The 15,592-nt window shown below is 39.6% G+C and carries 17 protein-coding genes; 8 read left to right on the top strand and 9 right to left on the bottom strand.

Going from position 1 to position 15,592, the window contains the following annotated elements; genetic code table 11:
• Nucleotides 1-90: 90 nt before the first annotated feature.
• On the bottom strand, nt 91-657 hold the full coding sequence (dps, locus tag VB620_RS03810; RefSeq protein ID WP_323194815.1) for a DNA starvation/stationary phase protection protein Dps: 567 nt from the start codon (nt 655-657) through the stop codon (nt 91-93).
• Between the two features lie 308 nt (nt 658-965).
• Between dps and VB620_RS03815 the strand changes: the two genes are divergently transcribed.
• Nucleotides 966-1,382, top strand: a complete 417-nt coding sequence (locus tag VB620_RS03815; RefSeq protein WP_323194816.1) for a thiol-disulfide oxidoreductase DCC family protein — start codon at nt 966-968, stop codon at nt 1,380-1,382.
• Between the two features lie 292 nt (nt 1,383-1,674).
• Complete coding sequence (locus VB620_RS03820) at nt 1,675-2,565, top strand: leucine-rich repeat domain-containing protein (RefSeq protein WP_323194817.1); 891 nt, start codon at nt 1,675-1,677, stop codon at nt 2,563-2,565.
• A 38-nt stretch (nt 2,566-2,603) separates the two neighbouring features.
• On the opposite strand, the gene VB620_RS03825 is transcribed toward VB620_RS03820, so the two are convergent.
• A complete protein-coding gene (locus VB620_RS03825; RefSeq protein ID WP_323194818.1) occupies nt 2,604-3,032 on the bottom strand; it encodes a hypothetical protein in 429 nt (142 codons plus the stop codon).
• Between the two features lie 347 nt (nt 3,033-3,379).
• On the opposite strand from VB620_RS03825, the gene psbQ reads away from it, so the two are divergent.
• The 6 genes from psbQ to hemJ all read left to right on the top strand — a co-directional run bounded on the left by psbQ (nt 3,380) and on the right by hemJ (nt 8,998).
• A complete protein-coding gene (gene psbQ, locus VB620_RS03830) occupies nt 3,380-3,838 on the top strand; it encodes a photosystem II protein PsbQ (protein ID WP_323194819.1) in 459 nt (152 codons plus the stop codon).
• A 161-nt stretch (nt 3,839-3,999) separates the two neighbouring features.
• Nucleotides 4,000-5,253 carry a TPM domain-containing protein gene (locus VB620_RS03835; protein ID WP_323194820.1) on the top strand — a complete coding sequence of 418 codons (1,254 nt, stop codon included), beginning with the start codon at nt 4,000-4,002 and terminating at the stop codon, nt 5,251-5,253.
• A gap of 2 nt (nt 5,254-5,255) precedes the next feature.
• The gene (locus VB620_RS03840) at nt 5,256-6,017 is read left to right on the top strand and encodes a LemA family protein (protein WP_323194821.1); all 762 of its coding nucleotides are present in this window, start codon (nt 5,256-5,258) and stop codon (nt 6,015-6,017) included.
• 93 nt (nt 6,018-6,110) lie between these two features.
• Nucleotides 6,111-7,187, top strand: a complete 1,077-nt coding sequence (locus tag VB620_RS03845) for an NAD(P)/FAD-dependent oxidoreductase (RefSeq protein WP_323194822.1) — start codon at nt 6,111-6,113, stop codon at nt 7,185-7,187.
• 51 nt (nt 7,188-7,238) lie between these two features.
• Nucleotides 7,239-8,087 carry an alpha/beta fold hydrolase gene (locus VB620_RS03850; protein WP_323194823.1) on the top strand — a complete coding sequence of 283 codons (849 nt, stop codon included), beginning with the start codon at nt 7,239-7,241 and terminating at the stop codon, nt 8,085-8,087.
• Between the two features lie 326 nt (nt 8,088-8,413).
• The gene (gene hemJ / locus VB620_RS03855; protein WP_323194824.1) at nt 8,414-8,998 is read left to right on the top strand and encodes a protoporphyrinogen oxidase HemJ; all 585 of its coding nucleotides are present in this window, start codon (nt 8,414-8,416) and stop codon (nt 8,996-8,998) included.
• Between the two features lie 182 nt (nt 8,999-9,180).
• On the opposite strand, the gene VB620_RS03860 is transcribed toward hemJ, so the two are convergent.
• The 7 genes from VB620_RS03860 to VB620_RS03890 all read right to left on the bottom strand — a co-directional run bounded on the left by VB620_RS03860 (nt 9,181) and on the right by VB620_RS03890 (nt 15,487).
• Nucleotides 9,181-10,098 (bottom strand): MBL fold metallo-hydrolase, encoded by a 918-nt coding sequence (locus VB620_RS03860; RefSeq protein ID WP_323194825.1) that lies wholly within the window; start codon nt 10,096-10,098, stop codon nt 9,181-9,183.
• A 12-nt stretch (nt 10,099-10,110) separates the two neighbouring features.
• On the bottom strand, nt 10,111-10,494 hold the full coding sequence (gene panD / locus VB620_RS03865) for an aspartate 1-decarboxylase (protein WP_323194826.1): 384 nt from the start codon (nt 10,492-10,494) through the stop codon (nt 10,111-10,113).
• Between the two features lie 138 nt (nt 10,495-10,632).
• Nucleotides 10,633-11,145, bottom strand: coding sequence for an inorganic diphosphatase (locus tag VB620_RS03870; RefSeq protein WP_323194827.1), 513 nt, complete (start codon nt 11,143-11,145; stop codon nt 10,633-10,635).
• Between the two features lie 539 nt (nt 11,146-11,684).
• Entirely contained in the window at nt 11,685-11,870 is a 186-nt protein-coding gene (locus VB620_RS03875) for a hypothetical protein (protein ID WP_323194828.1), read from the bottom strand.
• A 756-nt stretch (nt 11,871-12,626) separates the two neighbouring features.
• Nucleotides 12,627-13,115 carry a hypothetical protein gene (locus tag VB620_RS03880; protein WP_323194829.1) on the bottom strand — a complete coding sequence of 163 codons (489 nt, stop codon included), beginning with the start codon at nt 13,113-13,115 and terminating at the stop codon, nt 12,627-12,629.
• The gene (locus VB620_RS03885; protein ID WP_323194830.1) at nt 13,112-14,221 is read right to left on the bottom strand and encodes an AAA family ATPase; all 1,110 of its coding nucleotides are present in this window, start codon (nt 14,219-14,221) and stop codon (nt 13,112-13,114) included. Before VB620_RS03885 ends, VB620_RS03880 begins: the two co-directional genes overlap by 4 nt.
• 294 nt (nt 14,222-14,515) lie before the next feature.
• Entirely contained in the window at nt 14,516-15,487 is a 972-nt protein-coding gene (locus tag VB620_RS03890; RefSeq protein ID WP_323194831.1) for a DUF362 domain-containing protein, read from the bottom strand.
• Nucleotides 15,488-15,592: the final 105 nt, after the last annotated feature.

The raw sequence follows: 15,592 nt of genomic DNA on the forward strand, positions 1-15,592 counted from the left end.
AGTCTGTAGCAAAACTGGAGTTTGGAAGCTTATGTCTTTTTAGCAATCAAGACAATTGAGAAATTTCAGCCTTGATTTGAGGAAGAATACTTAGCGAAGTACGGCTGTTTTTTGAGTATTACTAGCTGTACCATTTTCACCCTTGACTTCTGCTACTTGTAAATGAGCATCTAAGAACCAGAGTCGTTTGTCAATGGTGCGGGAAATTTCGGTGTAGAGGTCGGCGGTGTCAGCATCGCCTAAGTTATCCGTTTGAGCGATCGCATCTCTGATATGTTTACCATAGGCTGCAAAACGATCTGCTAAAGCGGCAACATGATCTTTACCCTCTAAAATATCAAAGGGATATTCTGGCAATATGGAATTACTAGCCGCAGCCCTTGCAGTTCCTAATGCGTAACCACCCAAAGCTGTCACCCGTTCGGCGACCATATCAACGTATTCTTCTAATTCCCCCGCCAGTTCATCAAACAATTCATGCAACTGAAAGAAGTCTTTTCCCTTCACGTTCCAGTGTGCTTGCTTGGCTTGGGTTTTTAAATCCGCAGTAGCAGCTAAGGTTTGATTGAGAATTACCACAATTTGCTTTCTCTTTTCCGCAGGAATATCAATGCGGGTAGGATAAAGGCGTGATGTAAGTGTGTTGTTATTAGTCAAAATTCTACGTTTATTTCAGCGACACAAATAGTCTACAAATATTAGCTAAGTTTTTGTAACTCTCTCTGGGTAGATGGCATTTATGTCTCCATGAATTATTGTCTTTATATATAATCTTTAGATTAGCTAAATATTCTCAATTAGAATGGTCAAATATAATCGCTGTTGATAGCTGTCAAGTCCCTACTCAGAAAAGCTTACGCCAATTATTTAATCATACAAAAATCAGCGCCACAAGCCAGTTAAATTTGACTCTCTTCCTCCGGGTATTGTAAATTTTAAACTATACCCATAGAAATATTATTTTCATGAATTACTATGTTATTTACGACGGAAACTGCAATCTCTGCGTCACCTTAGTGCAGTTGCTAGAGAAATTAGACCAAGGAAAATTGTTTCGCTACGCCCCCATGCAAGATCAGGAAACATTGTCACAGTGGGGAGTCACACCCCAAGCTTGCGAACAGGGAATGATTTTAATTGATGCTAATACACCCCAACAACGTTGGCAAGGTAGTGATGCGGCTGAGGAAATTGGGCGATTATTACCGATGGGAAATATATTCGTGGAAGCTTATCGGGCGTTACCTGGGATGAAATGGGTAGGCGATCGCTTTTATGAACAAATCCGCGACAACCGCTATACTCTTTTTGGCAAGCGTACAAGTACCTATCAATCAGCTTATTGTGTCGATGGTAGCTGTAAACCAGAGCATTACCAATAATTACGGCTTTTGGGATTACCCAGAAATAAATTCTCTAACTTCGACTTTCTCCTGATATTAAGTTATTTCGGGTTTTCTGATTTGCAATTTTCTTTGTCCTACCCCAAAACTTAAAGTAATTCAGGACTTACGCAACAATTGCCAAAAATCTTGATTTATCGAACCGCCAAGCCGCCAAGAACGCCAAGAAAACGTAGATTATGCGTAAGTCCTATAATTTATGAAAATAAAATTTTCCCTAATAATTGGTTTAATAATTGGTACTACGTTGGCACTATACACAAAGACTGTTATGGCTCGTTTCGTAACTCCTAAAAGCTTTAGCGATTGGTGTCAGCAAAAATCAACTTTATCTCCAGAAACAAGACATACAGTTGAGAGCCTGTTAGAACAGGCTAATACTCAAAATTGCCAACAGGCTAACGAAAAGCTTACCAAGCTGACTTCTCTCAGGCTCAACTCCAATGAAATCAGAGATATCCAGCCATTATCGGCGCTGACTAATTTGACTGATCTCACGCTCGGCTCCAATGAAATCAGAGATATCCAGCCATTATCGGCACTAACTAATTTGACTGTTCTCAATCTCGGCTCCAATGAAATCAGAGATATCCAGCCATTATCGGCGCTGATTAATTTGACTAATCTCAGCCTTACCTCCAATAAAATTAGTGAAATTCAGCCATTATCGGCGCTGACTAATTTGACTGATCTTAGCCTCGAATTCAATGAAATCAGAGATATCCAGCCATTATCAGCCCTGACTAATTTGACTTCTCTCAGCCTCGATTCCAATGAAATCAGAGATATCCAGCCATTATCAGCCCTGACTAATTTGACTGTTCTCAGCCTTACCTCCAATAAAATTAGTGAAATCCAACCATTATCAGCCCTGACTAATTTGATTGTTCTCAAGCTTGAGTCCAATGAAATCAGTGAAATCCAACCATTATCGGCGCTGACTAATTTGATTTATCTCTGGCTCAACTCCAATAAAATTAGTGAAATCCAGCCATTATCGACGCTGACTAATTTGACTGTTCTCTTCCTCGACTCCAATGAAATCAGTGAAATCCAGCCATTATCAGCGCTGACTAATTTGAAGGTTCTGGATATTAAAAATAACCCGATCGCAAACCAAACCTGTCCTGTTAAACCGGAGTCGATTTGTGAATTTAATTAACGTTTTTCTCAACCCTTGAGGTGTTTGAGCAACCCAGATTAAATACTTTCTTGATTAAATACATCTAAAATGTGGCGACAAATTTCCTTGAGTTTTTCCCCAACTTGGGGCGCAGGTTCACACATTCCCAAAAAACTCCAGTTTTCCACAGTAGACAATCGCCAAGCCTCACCGCGATGGTCAAATCCAGCCACTTCTAAACCAATAGCACGCCGTGACTGATTTATGGGGTCTTGGTAAAAGCGGATTTGAATTAAAATACTGCGACTACGCCAAGATTTACTGATTCCCGGAAAGTGAAAACCGATATCTATAGAATCTGGATCTAGTAAATCCCTGGTTTCTGGGTCATCCTTCCAGGGTTTGAGATCCGATTTAGCATCAGGAAACTCGAATTTAAACAAATTCACTACCGTAGCAATCTTGCTGGCGAGTTCAAGGTTTGTAGCTTGTTCAGATGCATTCACGAAAAAACACTCCTACATTTTGCCCATCTAGAGGGAATTTGACGACAAAAAACCGCCAGAAAGCTGATTATATTGGTGTTTTAGCTTATCAACACCGTTGAAGTTTCGCAAATATAAAATTATGCTTTCCTCACAATTTAGCTGTTTTGAGAATTAAAAGACTTATCTTGAGTAATTATACTGAATTTTATCCGCAACACCCACAGTCACTAGTTTTTTTACCGAAAATATTCCCTCTATAACTAGGATTTTCACAAAAATCCGTTGTTAAGTAGAACGATAGATCACCGCAGCGATCTAAAATTACACTGTAAATCCCCATACACAAAACAGATTAAGTTGATTTTATGATGCGTCACCGCTCGATTTTTTCTCTGCTTTTAGTATTATTGGCAACATTCCTCATCAGTTGTGGTAGCCCTAGCGTCACAGTTGCACCTCCCACTTACACAGCCACTCAACTGGAGAGAATTGGGGAATACGTTCCGAAAATCCAGACTGTGCGCGATCGCGCTGGAGAACTGAAAACCCTAATCAACAAAAAGGATTGGATTGATGTCAATAATTTTATACATGGTCCTATGACCGAAGCTAGGTCAAGCATGACTTATATCATTCCCAACCTCTTACCCAATGACCAAAAGACAGCACGTCAAATTAACAGAGATTTATTAAACGACTTGGTGAAAATTGATCAAGCTGCGGTAGACAGTAATACTCAATCGGCTTTGAGTAACTACCAAGCAGCGATCCAAGACATTGATAAATTCTTCCAACTGCTTCCTGATACAAATGGAGAAGCATAAGCAATTTAAGTAACTAGTTTCGATGGGTAGGGGGAAAGTTTTTATATCTCTACCCTTTATTTATACTCTGATTATTTTTAGCATCTTGTCCGTAATGCCTCATCTATGAATTGATTCATTAATTAGCAATCAATTTAGACTTATGTCTGATAGAGGAAAATATGAAATTAAGTTTCCTAAAACCAAAACAAAATTTTTGGCTGAGTATATTTTCTGCATCTATAGTCCTTTCTCCCTTATCTAGTTTCGCCTTGACAGTGGAAGAAGTACCGAATCCTCGACAAGTATCGGGGAGTTGGGTAACTGATATGGCAGATGTCCTCAACGATGAAACAGAAGCCCAAATGAATCAGATGATTGCTGATTTAGAGGCGAAAAATGGGACAGAAATTTCTGTAGTCACAGTACCACAAACAGCACCGGCCGCTTCACCAAAAGAATTTACGACGGAATTATTCAATTATTGGGGGATTGGTAAAGAAGGAGAAGATAATGGCGTATTATTCTTAATCTCAGTAGGCGATCGCCGCGTCGAAATAGAAACAGGTTACGGGATTGAAGCCATTCTACCTGATGCCAAAGTCGGCAACATTATCAGTACTCAAATTACCCCGGAATTTAAAAAAGGTGATTTTGCAGGTGGGACGCTAGCGGGAACTAAGGCGCTGGTATTGGTTTTAGGATCAGATCCTACTCAAGCTGCTACTCTACCCACAACTCCTGCTCAAGCTGCTACTCTACCCACAACAGAAGTGACGACGGCTAATAACTCCAGATGGGGACTAATGGCTGGATTAGTAGGGGGTGGGGTATTAGCAATAGGAAGTGTTGTTTTTCTCGTCAACCGCCCTGTGAAAAGCCTAATTAAACCAGAAGGGCGTACACGTAAAAAACAAGGCAATTACAGTTTTTTGTGTGCTGATTGTCAACAGCCGATGGAAAAAGTAAACGCAACCGTAATTGAGCCACATCTAAATAAACAGGAAAAAGTAGCACAAAATATAGGTAGCGTCAATTTTGAGGGCTGGAAATGTATTCATTGTAGCCAGCAAACAGGTCAGGGATTTCATCTGGTTGCTCAGGAAAGTAAATCACGTCAATTTAAAAAATGCCCACATTGTCAAGAATTGACTGTTATTCGCACTGAGAAAACTATTAAACAACCTACGCAATATCGTTCGGGAAAACGACTGATTGTTGATCACTGCTATTGTTGTAATTATCACAACGAAATGGAAGAAAAAATTCCCCGTTTACCTCCTCCACCTCCCCCACCTCCTCTGGGTAGTAGTGGCAGTGGCGGTAGTAGTGGTGGCGGTAGTAGTGGTGGCGGTAGTTACGGTGGCGGTTATAGTGGAGGTGGAGATTTTGGTGGCGGTAGTAGTGGTGGCGGTGGTGCTGGTGGTAGTTGGTAAATATGATGAACAATCAAGAAGGAAGAATTCCCGAAGAAATTGCGCCGGAGGTGCTGGAGTTAGCTTCGCGCTATTATGCGAATCACAGCCAAGGTTATTCCTCTGCTGAGTTAGTAGCCGCAGGAGAAGAAGTTGATATTCCTGTGGAATTTATTCAGCAAGCAATTCAAGATGTTAAAAAACGAGAACAAGAAAAACAAGCAGCACAAAAAAAGTCAGCCAAATTTCGTCAAAAAGTTTTGATGACTGGCGCAGGTATGGTAGCAGTATTTGCTGTTTGGACTGGCTGGACTTACAACTCAATTCAAAACAGTAAACATAAAGTGGATGCAGCCTGGGCGCAAGTAGAAAATCAACTCCAGCGCCGCGCTAATTTAATTCCCAATCTGGTCAATGTCACACAAGGTAATGCTCAACGAGAAAAAGAGTTGGTTGATTTATTAGAGCGATCGCGTCAAGCTTACTTACAAGCAGAAACTCCTGAAAAAAAAGCTGATGCTATTGCCCAAATTAATCAAGCAATTGGGAGTTTTACGAAAAATGCGGCTGCTAATACCCAATTGCAATCTAGCCAATTATTTACTAATCTCCAGTATGAAATAACCGGGACTGAAAATCGTCTCGCTGTGGAACGGATGCGTTATAACCAAGCCGTACAAGCTCATAATCAAAAAATTCAGAGTTTTCCTAACTCTTTGGTAGCTAATATTTTTGGGTTGAAACAGCAGGAATTTTTCCCGGCTAATAACACTGATCTGCCCTAAATTCCACCACGATAGTTAAGTAAGAAACCACAGATAGAGATCGATAAAATATCTGTGTGCATTTGTGGTTTATTCTCAATTCTCCCAAAAACAATGAGTCATGTAGTCATCATCGGTTGTGGTATCGTGGGGGCTACCATAGCCTATGAACTTAGTTTAGTTAAAAACCTCAAAATCACAGTCATCGACCGTCAACCACCCGCCCAAGCTTCCACAGGGGCTGCTCTGGGGGTTTTAATGGGGGTGATTAGTCAGAAAATCAAAGGTCAAGCATGGCGGAGGCGAGAAACTAGCCTTCAACGTTATGAAACCTTAATTCCGGAGTTAGAAGCCATCACAGGGCGCAAAATCCCTTTTAACCGCCAAGGTATTGTGAGTCTGTTGGGGGAGGAAGATAACTTAGCCCGATGGGAAAATCTGGCCGCAGTCCGCCAGTCTCAGGGCTGGAAGTTGGAACTTTGGGATACAGCCAAACTCAAAAATTATTGTCCGCAAATTGCGATCGCCAATATTACTAGGGCGGTTTATTCTCCTCAAGACCGTCAACTGAATCCCACTACTTTGACTTTAGCTTTAGCTGAGGCGGCGCAACACAATGGAGTCGCTGGCAAATTTGGTGTGAATGTTTTGGGGATTTCACCAACTAACAACTCTATTACAGTGGAAACTACAGAGGGCAAAATTGCGGCTGATTGGGTGGTGATATCTGCGGGACTTGGTTCTACACCTCTGACAGCCCAGTTAAACCAAGTGGTTGAGATTCGTCCGGTGTTGGGACAAGCTTTACAAGTACGTTTGGAACAACCATTAGGTAATCTTGATTTTCAGCCAGTGGTTACAGGTAATGATGTACATATTGTCCCTGTTGGGGGTGGTAATTATTGGGTGGGTGCAACGGTGGAGTTTTCTAGTAATGGCGATGAGATTCCACCTAGTGAGGAATTATTCCAGAAAGTTTGGCATCAGGCGATCGCATTTTGTCCAGATTTAGCCCCAGCCGAAATAATCCGCACTTGGTCAGGTTTACGCCCCCGTCCCGAAGGTCGTCCCGCACCAGTTATTGAAAAACTCTCAGGATTTACCAATGTTCTCCTCGCTACTGCACATTACCGCAATGGTGTTTTACTCGCACCAGCCACAGCTGCCGCAATTCGTGAGATGATATCCTAACGATTATAAAAAATAGCTTTTAGTCTTTTGGCGTTTTATTAGGAAAATATCTTGTCTTTAACAGAACATAAAATCACAGTTGATTCTCTACAATGGTTCTATCGTGAGTGTGAACCCATTGGCAGAACAGATTTATTACCTGTATTATTACTACACGGTTTAGTATCACAAAGTTACAGTTGGCGTAATATTATGCCCGCTTTAGGAAGTCAGGGAAATAGAGCGATCGCACCGGATTGGATTGGTTATGGTTTCTCCGCCCAACCCGAAAAATGGGACTTTGCTTACACACCAGATAAATTTATTACGTCCTTAGAAGGATTTGTTCAAGCCTTAAAACTAGAACGGTTTTCTTTAGTTGTCCAAGGCTTTTTAGGTTCTGTCGGCTTACAATATGCCTTGCGTCATCCAGAACAAGTTGCGAATATCGCTATTTTAAATACCCCCATTTCCTCTACAGTCAAATTGCCTTGGAAAATTAAACAACTAGGCCTACCATTGGCTGGTGAAATGATGACCCAAGACCCACTTTTAGTTGATCGGACTCTGGAAGGTGGGAGTCGTTACCGCATCGAAGATAAAGACTTAGATATCTATCGTAAACCATTTTTAAAGGCTTCCACAGCCGGGCGGAGTCTCCTCGCCACTGTTCGCAATTTGCAACTAGACCAAGCCATGTCAGAAATAGAATCTGGCTTTCAAAAATGGCAACAACCTATTCTGATTCAGTGGGGAATGATCGACCCTTGGTTAAGTGTAGATGTAGCCCAAAAGTTTGCTGATTCTGTACCAGATGCCGAATTAATAAAACTTAATAATGTCGGGCATTATCCCCAAGAACACTACCACAAGACGATTTTACAAGACCTCTTACCTTTTGTGCGGCGGACAAATACTTAGTGATTGGCTAATACATCTAGAAAAAATAGATATTATATACAAGCAATCATACAGCACATTTGATTGGCAGTATACAAAGGCTGGTAATGCTGCCAAATCCCCAGAATTGATCATATTAAAATATGTACTTCATTGACTTTTAAATTGCTATAAATAAAACAAGGAAATAATAATATATTTGTTTTTATTTCTTTAAGTTAAAGTATAGTTAAGCTTAGTAAATAATGCTATAGTGGCAGACTTATAATATTATCTAAGACTGCATTTTTCGAGTTTTTATTACCACTAAAAAGGCATCAAAATCACATTGAGGGAGATTTGAATTCATGGCTTATTCCTGGTTTAAAGCATTTCATCTTATAGGGATTGTAGTTTGGTTTGCCGGTCTATTTTACTTGGTACGTTTATTCATCTATCATGTGGAAGCAAATCAAGAGCCAGAACCAGCCAAAACCATACTGAAAAATCAGTATCAGATTATGGAAAAGCGGCTCTACAATATCATTACCACGCCAGGAATGTTGGTGACGGTAGCAATGGCAATCGGTTTATTAAGCACGGAACCGGAAGTTTTAAAACAAGGTTGGTTGCATATTAAACTATTATTCGTTGCGATTTTACTCGGTTATCATCATTACTGTGGTCGTCTGATGAAGCAGTTAGCAGCAGATGAATGTCGCTGGAGTGGTCAGCAGTTACGGGCTTTAAATGAAGCGCCTACAGTCATGTTGCTGGTAATTGTGTTATTGGCTGTGTTCAAGAATAATCTCCCCACAGATATTACAGTTTGGGGAGTTTTCGGCTTGATAATTTTAATGGCGGTGACGATTCAGCTTTATGCGAAAAAACGCCGTCTGGATAAAGAAAAGCTGACAGCAGAAATACCACAAGTCCCTCAAGAACAAAGTTAGATTTACAATTGCGTGACACGGACATGGAGGGACGATAAGAACACTTGTGGCGTGTTCCAGCGAAGTGTCAAGGAATCCTCGCTTCTTTAGGACGAGGAGGTATGTCAATTACTCCACACACTCCCCTATGCCTTGCAACACGATGGCGCGAACGGGTGAGTGTGGTTTTATCAGCGACTCTTTTATGAAGATATTGACTGATTATCTACAGATAAGACTAAACCTTCACTGGCTAGTAAGGCGTTAGGAAAGACAGATTGAATTTCTAGTTGTGCTTTGTCGAGAAAATCATCGCTATCGTCAGGGTGGTGTTGAGAAATAACTAACTGTTTCACCCCTGCAATGTTTGCCAACTCTACAGCAGTTTTCCAATGGACATCAGTGGACTCATAGTTATAAGCTGTGGGAGGATTGTAGGTAGCATTGGCAATGAGTAAATCAGCATCTTGAACAATCCGTAAAATGCGATCGCGTTCTATCTGCTGAAGATTGTTGTGTAAATCTGTAACGTAGGCAACAGTATATTCTTCATTAGTGACGCGATAGCCAACTGATTTTTGACTTTGATGTATTAATGCTGTGGTAATAGTGACATCATCTAAGTTAATCTCACAGCCTGGATTCAGGTGGTAGAATCGCAACTCAGATTGCATTGCCTGGATAGGATAGGGAAATAGAGGCTGGAGCATCTGATCACCCAGACATTGTTTAATAGAAGCGCCATTTGAGGCCGCTATACCATAAATATGGAAACAATTTTCCTTGACAAATGCTGGCGCAAAAAAAGGGAATCCTTGAATGTGATTTGATTGAGAGTTCGTAAAAAATAAATGCGCTTCTACTGGTTTCTCTAGTTTCTGCCAAGTTTTTCCCAGCTTCCGTAAACCTGTACCACCATCAAAAATTAGATGTTTACCGGCTACATATATTTCTATACAAGCAGTATTCCCTCCATAGCGCTTGGTGCGGCTAGATGGAGTGGGAATTAAACCTCTGACACCCCAAAACTTCACCAGAAACTGACCAACAGGACTACTGTGGTGAATCATTGGCTCTTCTGTTAAGTAACTTTGGCAACCCGATAACTGAAAATTTGACATTTTTCCTGCCAGTTAAACCTTGCTGAGGAGATCATCGTAGTGCCGCACTTCTAAAAGTTGGTTTTTTTCATCCACAATGACTACTGTCGGAGAGTAATTTTTTAACTCTTCTGGAGTGAACTGCCCATAAGCCATTATAATCACGCGATCGCCTGGAATGCCTAGACGTGCCGCCGCCCCATTTAGTTCAATTATTCCGGAATTAGCCGGAGCCGGTATTGTATAAGTAATAAAACGCTCACCGTTGGCATTATTCACTACTTGCACTTGTTCATAAGGTAAAATTCCCGCTTTTTCTAATAAAACTTTATCGATGCTAATACTACCCACGTAGTTAATATTCGCTCCGGTGAGAGTACAGTTATGAATTTTTGCTAAAAGGATAGTGCGCTGCATTTTTTTCAGATTTTGAAGCAATTTTGGCAAATTCTAACCGACTACTGTCTCTTTACAGGTGATGGACAGTTAAGAGTTAGAAGTTAAGAGTTAAAAATACAACTCATAACTCACAACTTATAACTCATAACTTTGAGATTATGCCTTAGCAGCCCTGATGAATTTTTCGACTAAAGCTGAAACCTTGTCAACATCTTGCCAACCAAGAATTTCTGTCACCTTTTTTTCCAAATTTTTATAACTGCGGAAAAATTCAGCGATTTCATCTAAGCGATGTGGTGCTATATCTTTCAGTGATTTTACTCCAGCGTAACGCGGGTCTTTGTCAGGAACACAAAGAATTTTTTCATCGCGATCGCCGCCATCAATCATTTCTAACATCCCAATGGGTCGTGCAGGTATCACACAGCCAGGGAAGGTTGGTTCATCCATAATCACCATCCCATCCAAAGGATCGCCATCATCAGCTAGAGTATTCGGTACAAAGCCGTAGTCATAAGGATATCTTACGGAAGAATAAAGCACTCTATCTAAAGCGAAGGCTTCCAAGTCCTTGTCAAACTCGTATTTATTTTTACTCCCACCAGGGATTTCAATTAAAACATTGAGTAGACCGGGTTTTGGCTGGGCTGGAATACGGGATAAGTCCACAAAAAAACTCCTCTGATAACGATAAATTTAAGTAGCACTGAGTTTGGCTCCTTCTTTGACACTTCCCGCAATAAATCGCCGGGGATTCTGGGGCTAATCATCGCCCTTTGCGAATTTCTCCCTCATGCAGAATTTTCACGATTGCGTAAGAGTTTCAACTGAGCTTATATATTTTATCGTTTCACGACCGCATAAATTCGGTGATTCGCTGAGATACGCCACATAAATCATGTTTGTAAAATTCTCTAGCCCAGATGAACTTCTTACCCAAATATGGATGTAATTATTCAACATCGCAAGTATACATCTAGCCAAAACAGCAAAAAGCGTTGTGAGAACTCCCCGCAACGCTTTCGATAATTCAGATATCTATATCTGGTAAGACAGTAAAAAACTTGCCATACATATATCGGAATCAGTCAGAAGACAATACAGATCCAGATTATGCACAGTTAAATATACATCCAAAATATTAGCTCACAAGCTGCTTTCTCCTTTTTCGAGTTAACTTGCTGTGAAATAATGCTTGCAACTGTTGTTTAATTTCCACTTCTTGGCAGTGTGTAGGTTTGCGTTTGCTGGTTATTTGAAACATCAGTCGAGTAGTGGGCAATGACAAACACAGGTAGTGTTAGAGTCACTAGAGCGATCGCAGTTCCCACAATGTCTGCCAAACGATGGGAATATGTATCGGTAGGGCTGGCAGACTGGCTATTTGCATCCATACAAATTTGAAATTCGTCACTTTTTTGGGAGGTTTACTCTCTGTAAAGAGAGTCTTGATGTTATTCTAACTATTTTTTCTCTGTCAACTATGTAGCAGTCAAAAAGTTCACCCCTTTTGACCATTGTCATAATTGCAGCTTTTTAACTGCACTTTTTGATACAAAGTTACAGAAAAACGTTGACACCTTGACCTAGTGATTAATAATTTACACTTCTGGAATGTAATTTCTTATTCACAGGTTAAGTAAAGGTTAAATACTGCCATGATAAATCACCTTTTTTATCTGAGCATATATTAATTATTTATTTCAACTAGATAACCATAATATTATTGTAACACTTTAAAATATTGTGGCAACAATAGTTTTAACGATTTAGCTAGTTTTAGTCACAGTTAATATACCCGAAAATTTACATAACTATATTTCTCTGAACAAAATATTTTTTTAGATAAATCTTCCGTAGTTAAAAATCAGTAAGACTCTGTGAATTTGACTATAATAAATATTAAGAAAGTATTAAAATACAGTTATAACACTGAGATTTGAAGCTAATGATGGGGCGATCGCACCAAATAAAAATTCCCACATCATCAAAGCCAACTCTAAGCAATAATACTTCGCTTTTGTCAATCTATATATGGGTAGATTGTCAATTCAGCTTCTCATCCTATTTTTGAGTAAAACTTCGCCAATCCTTTCTAGCTTCCTTCCCTTCTTTAACTCATTGAGGTTAACTTTGCTGTATTTATGGATCTATTTTGGGAACAGAAATGGTTTAACAGATAAAATCATTCGTTCTAACTCAGTTTGATTATGTATGAGAAGGGGATGTCCCCATAATTCATTCTTATTTTCAGAGCAATCTTTAGCAAGTGCTTCTCCAATAGCCTCAAAAGTCTTTTGAATATATCTCTTTAAACTCTCTGGATTAGATTGTACTCCTAAAACAAACACTCTATTTTTTATATCTTCGGGAATATGACTTTCTACATAAATTAATCTATCTTCACACTCATCAAAGTCCAAGAGTAACACCATCATACTTTGTGGATATTGTCGCATTTTACGGACATGATCATTCATGAACTTATCAACAACTTTTTTCCACCCATTAGCAATTGGTAGAATTTGAATAGCACGAGCATTCACGTTTAAATCTTGAATAAATCCGTTGGCAAGCTGGCGATTAGCATCATCTTCAGGTAAGATAAAAACGTGCGGTTTATTCTTGTTAATGCTCATAATGAGATATCGCCACAAATCAAGGCATTTATCAAATCCCCCGTCAGAGATATATCACTAAGCGGTCTAATTAAAGTAGGCTCTAAGTGACTTTTTCTATCAAGCAAAAAGGTATTTTCATTAGAAAACTTGCGGATAGCTTCAGGGTTATGAGAAGTTGCTAAAATTTGTCCACTGTTCTTAAATGAGCGTCGCAGTGAAGTGATGAAATGTCCAACTTCTGAGATAGAAAGATAGTTATCCGGTTCATCCCAAAAGCAAAAAAGTGGTCCATAGAACTTATTAGCTGCTAACACCACAGCACAGAGAAAAAAGCATTTCTCACCATCGGATAAGTCTTCAAAGTTCACACTGAGATTTGCATTGTTTTCTTCAAATCGAACAACCAAGCTTTTGAAGTCTTTACCAATAAGTTCATTGAGAAAATCTTGAAAATCTGGCATAATTTCTCGTAGATATTTGTCAATCTCCCTGTAAGCAGCAGGATATCTACCAAGTAAACCAGAAAACCACTCGCCAATATTTGCACCATCTCGTTTTGGTTCTAAAGTTTCGCCGTAGGAATCTCCAGTCATTAAGCTGGGAATCGGTGCTAATATAATTATATGAGCTAGCCAAATCTTGAAAGTGTGAAGCGGATCAGTTTCAGACTGCTCCTGAATCAGTGGTAGGGCTACCAAATGCCAATCGACTAAAAATTGAGCCTCCCGATTCTGGAAGGTAGAATGAAGATTAACTTGTGCTTCTTTTCGAGAATAAAGTGTATTGTGATCAACTAATAATTGCTCTTCAAAAACTCGCATTTCTTTAAAGTTTTCTGGTAATTCTAGAGCTAGGACATATTTATATAATTTATTCTCAAGTAATACTTCTATCTCTAACCGAATAGGAACATCAGACCTCCCACGAGCAAAATCTTGGGACTGTACAAGTTGTCCAACTCTATTGATACCTCTACCAATAGATTGAAATACCTCTAACGCGGAAGAAATAGTTGATTTACCAGCACCATTTTTGCCAATTAAGAGAGCAGATGACATCTCTTTCATGGTAAGTTCAAAGTTTTCTAGACATCGATAGTTGTGTACATATAATCTTTGGAGCATAATTCAAACATTCTCTGTAGTAGGACGTGAATAAAATTATAATCGTATATAAACATTATAGGTTGAGATACCAAATTTATTAGAGGAAAATTGCCTATGCGGGTTATATATGTGGTGCTTCTATTTTTCATTGCTAGTAACTAAATCATTAAATTATTACTACTGCAAAAATTTATATTTCCATGTAGTAATTAACTCATATTGTAATAATTTCAGACGTTATTAAGTCTCGCCATTCCGTTTGATTTCTCAACAGTTAAAGCCAGATTTTAATAACGCCTAATTTTCCAGTGATCATCCTCTACTATAAACACTCATTGGTTCCTTGAGAAACTTAATATAGAGATGTTTAAAGGTAGATTTAATCACACGCGGCATGGCAAAATCAATGGGCGTTAACTTATCTGGTAGTTGCCAATCTGTGATTTTCAGTAAATCAGGATGTAAATTTGGAAAATCAATCTCGGCTAATTCTGGACAAACACCCAACCTTTGAGAAGCTGCAACTGTGGGGACTTTTTCGGGTGGGACATTAAGGATGTCTACAATTGCCCTGTCTAAAGCAAATACATCTATAGCTGCGGCTAAAATTCCTAAATCACGAGGTTCGCCACCACTCGGCCCATTACCTTCGTGACCGATAATACCATCTAAAATAGTTAAATTGGGGTTAATTGCTCTGGCAGTTTCTACTAACATTTCACCAAATTTGTCAGCATCTTTCCCAGCTTCCATGTGCCACCAAGCTTTCATTTTACCAGGAACGCAACCAAAGAGGTTTTTTACTCCCATTGTTAAAGTTAACTGTGTATGTGATTTGACTTTGGGTAAGTTAATCACTACATCTGCTTCCATCGCTTCTTTGCATAGCCGCAAATGATTAAAGTCTTCGTTGACTGTTTCGTAACGTTTACCGTGGAACTCAATGATGGGTATATTTAATTCTTCTAAAAGCGGGAGATAGCCATTAGCTTCTGCGACTCCTTTGGCGCTACCAAAGGCGGGACTATCGCCTAAAAATGGCTGACCACCAGCTGCTATTACCATCTGGGCGACTTCATAAACCAGTTCTCGGCGAGTTGTACACTCTTTGGTAGGACGGGAACCTGTGAGGAGATTGGGTTTGAGTAATACTCTATTTCCTGGTTTCACAAAGGCAGATATCCCGCCGAAAGGTTCCAGCAGGGTAACTAAAGATGCCCGTAAAGCCTCGCTTTCGTAGGAGGTAGCTTGAATTAGGCTGACTGATGGTTTTTGCGTCTGCATGGATAATATTATGTATTAATATAGCCATAATTATATAAATAAAATCTATTTTTGGTCAGAAACCAGGAAGTTTGAGCAAAAATTAGAGGATATGAGTATTTAGAT

The organism is Nodularia harveyana UHCC-0300 (genome assembly GCF_034931085.1).
In the GTDB taxonomy this organism is placed as follows: domain Bacteria; phylum Cyanobacteriota; class Cyanobacteriia; order Cyanobacteriales; family Nostocaceae; genus Nodularia; species Nodularia harveyana.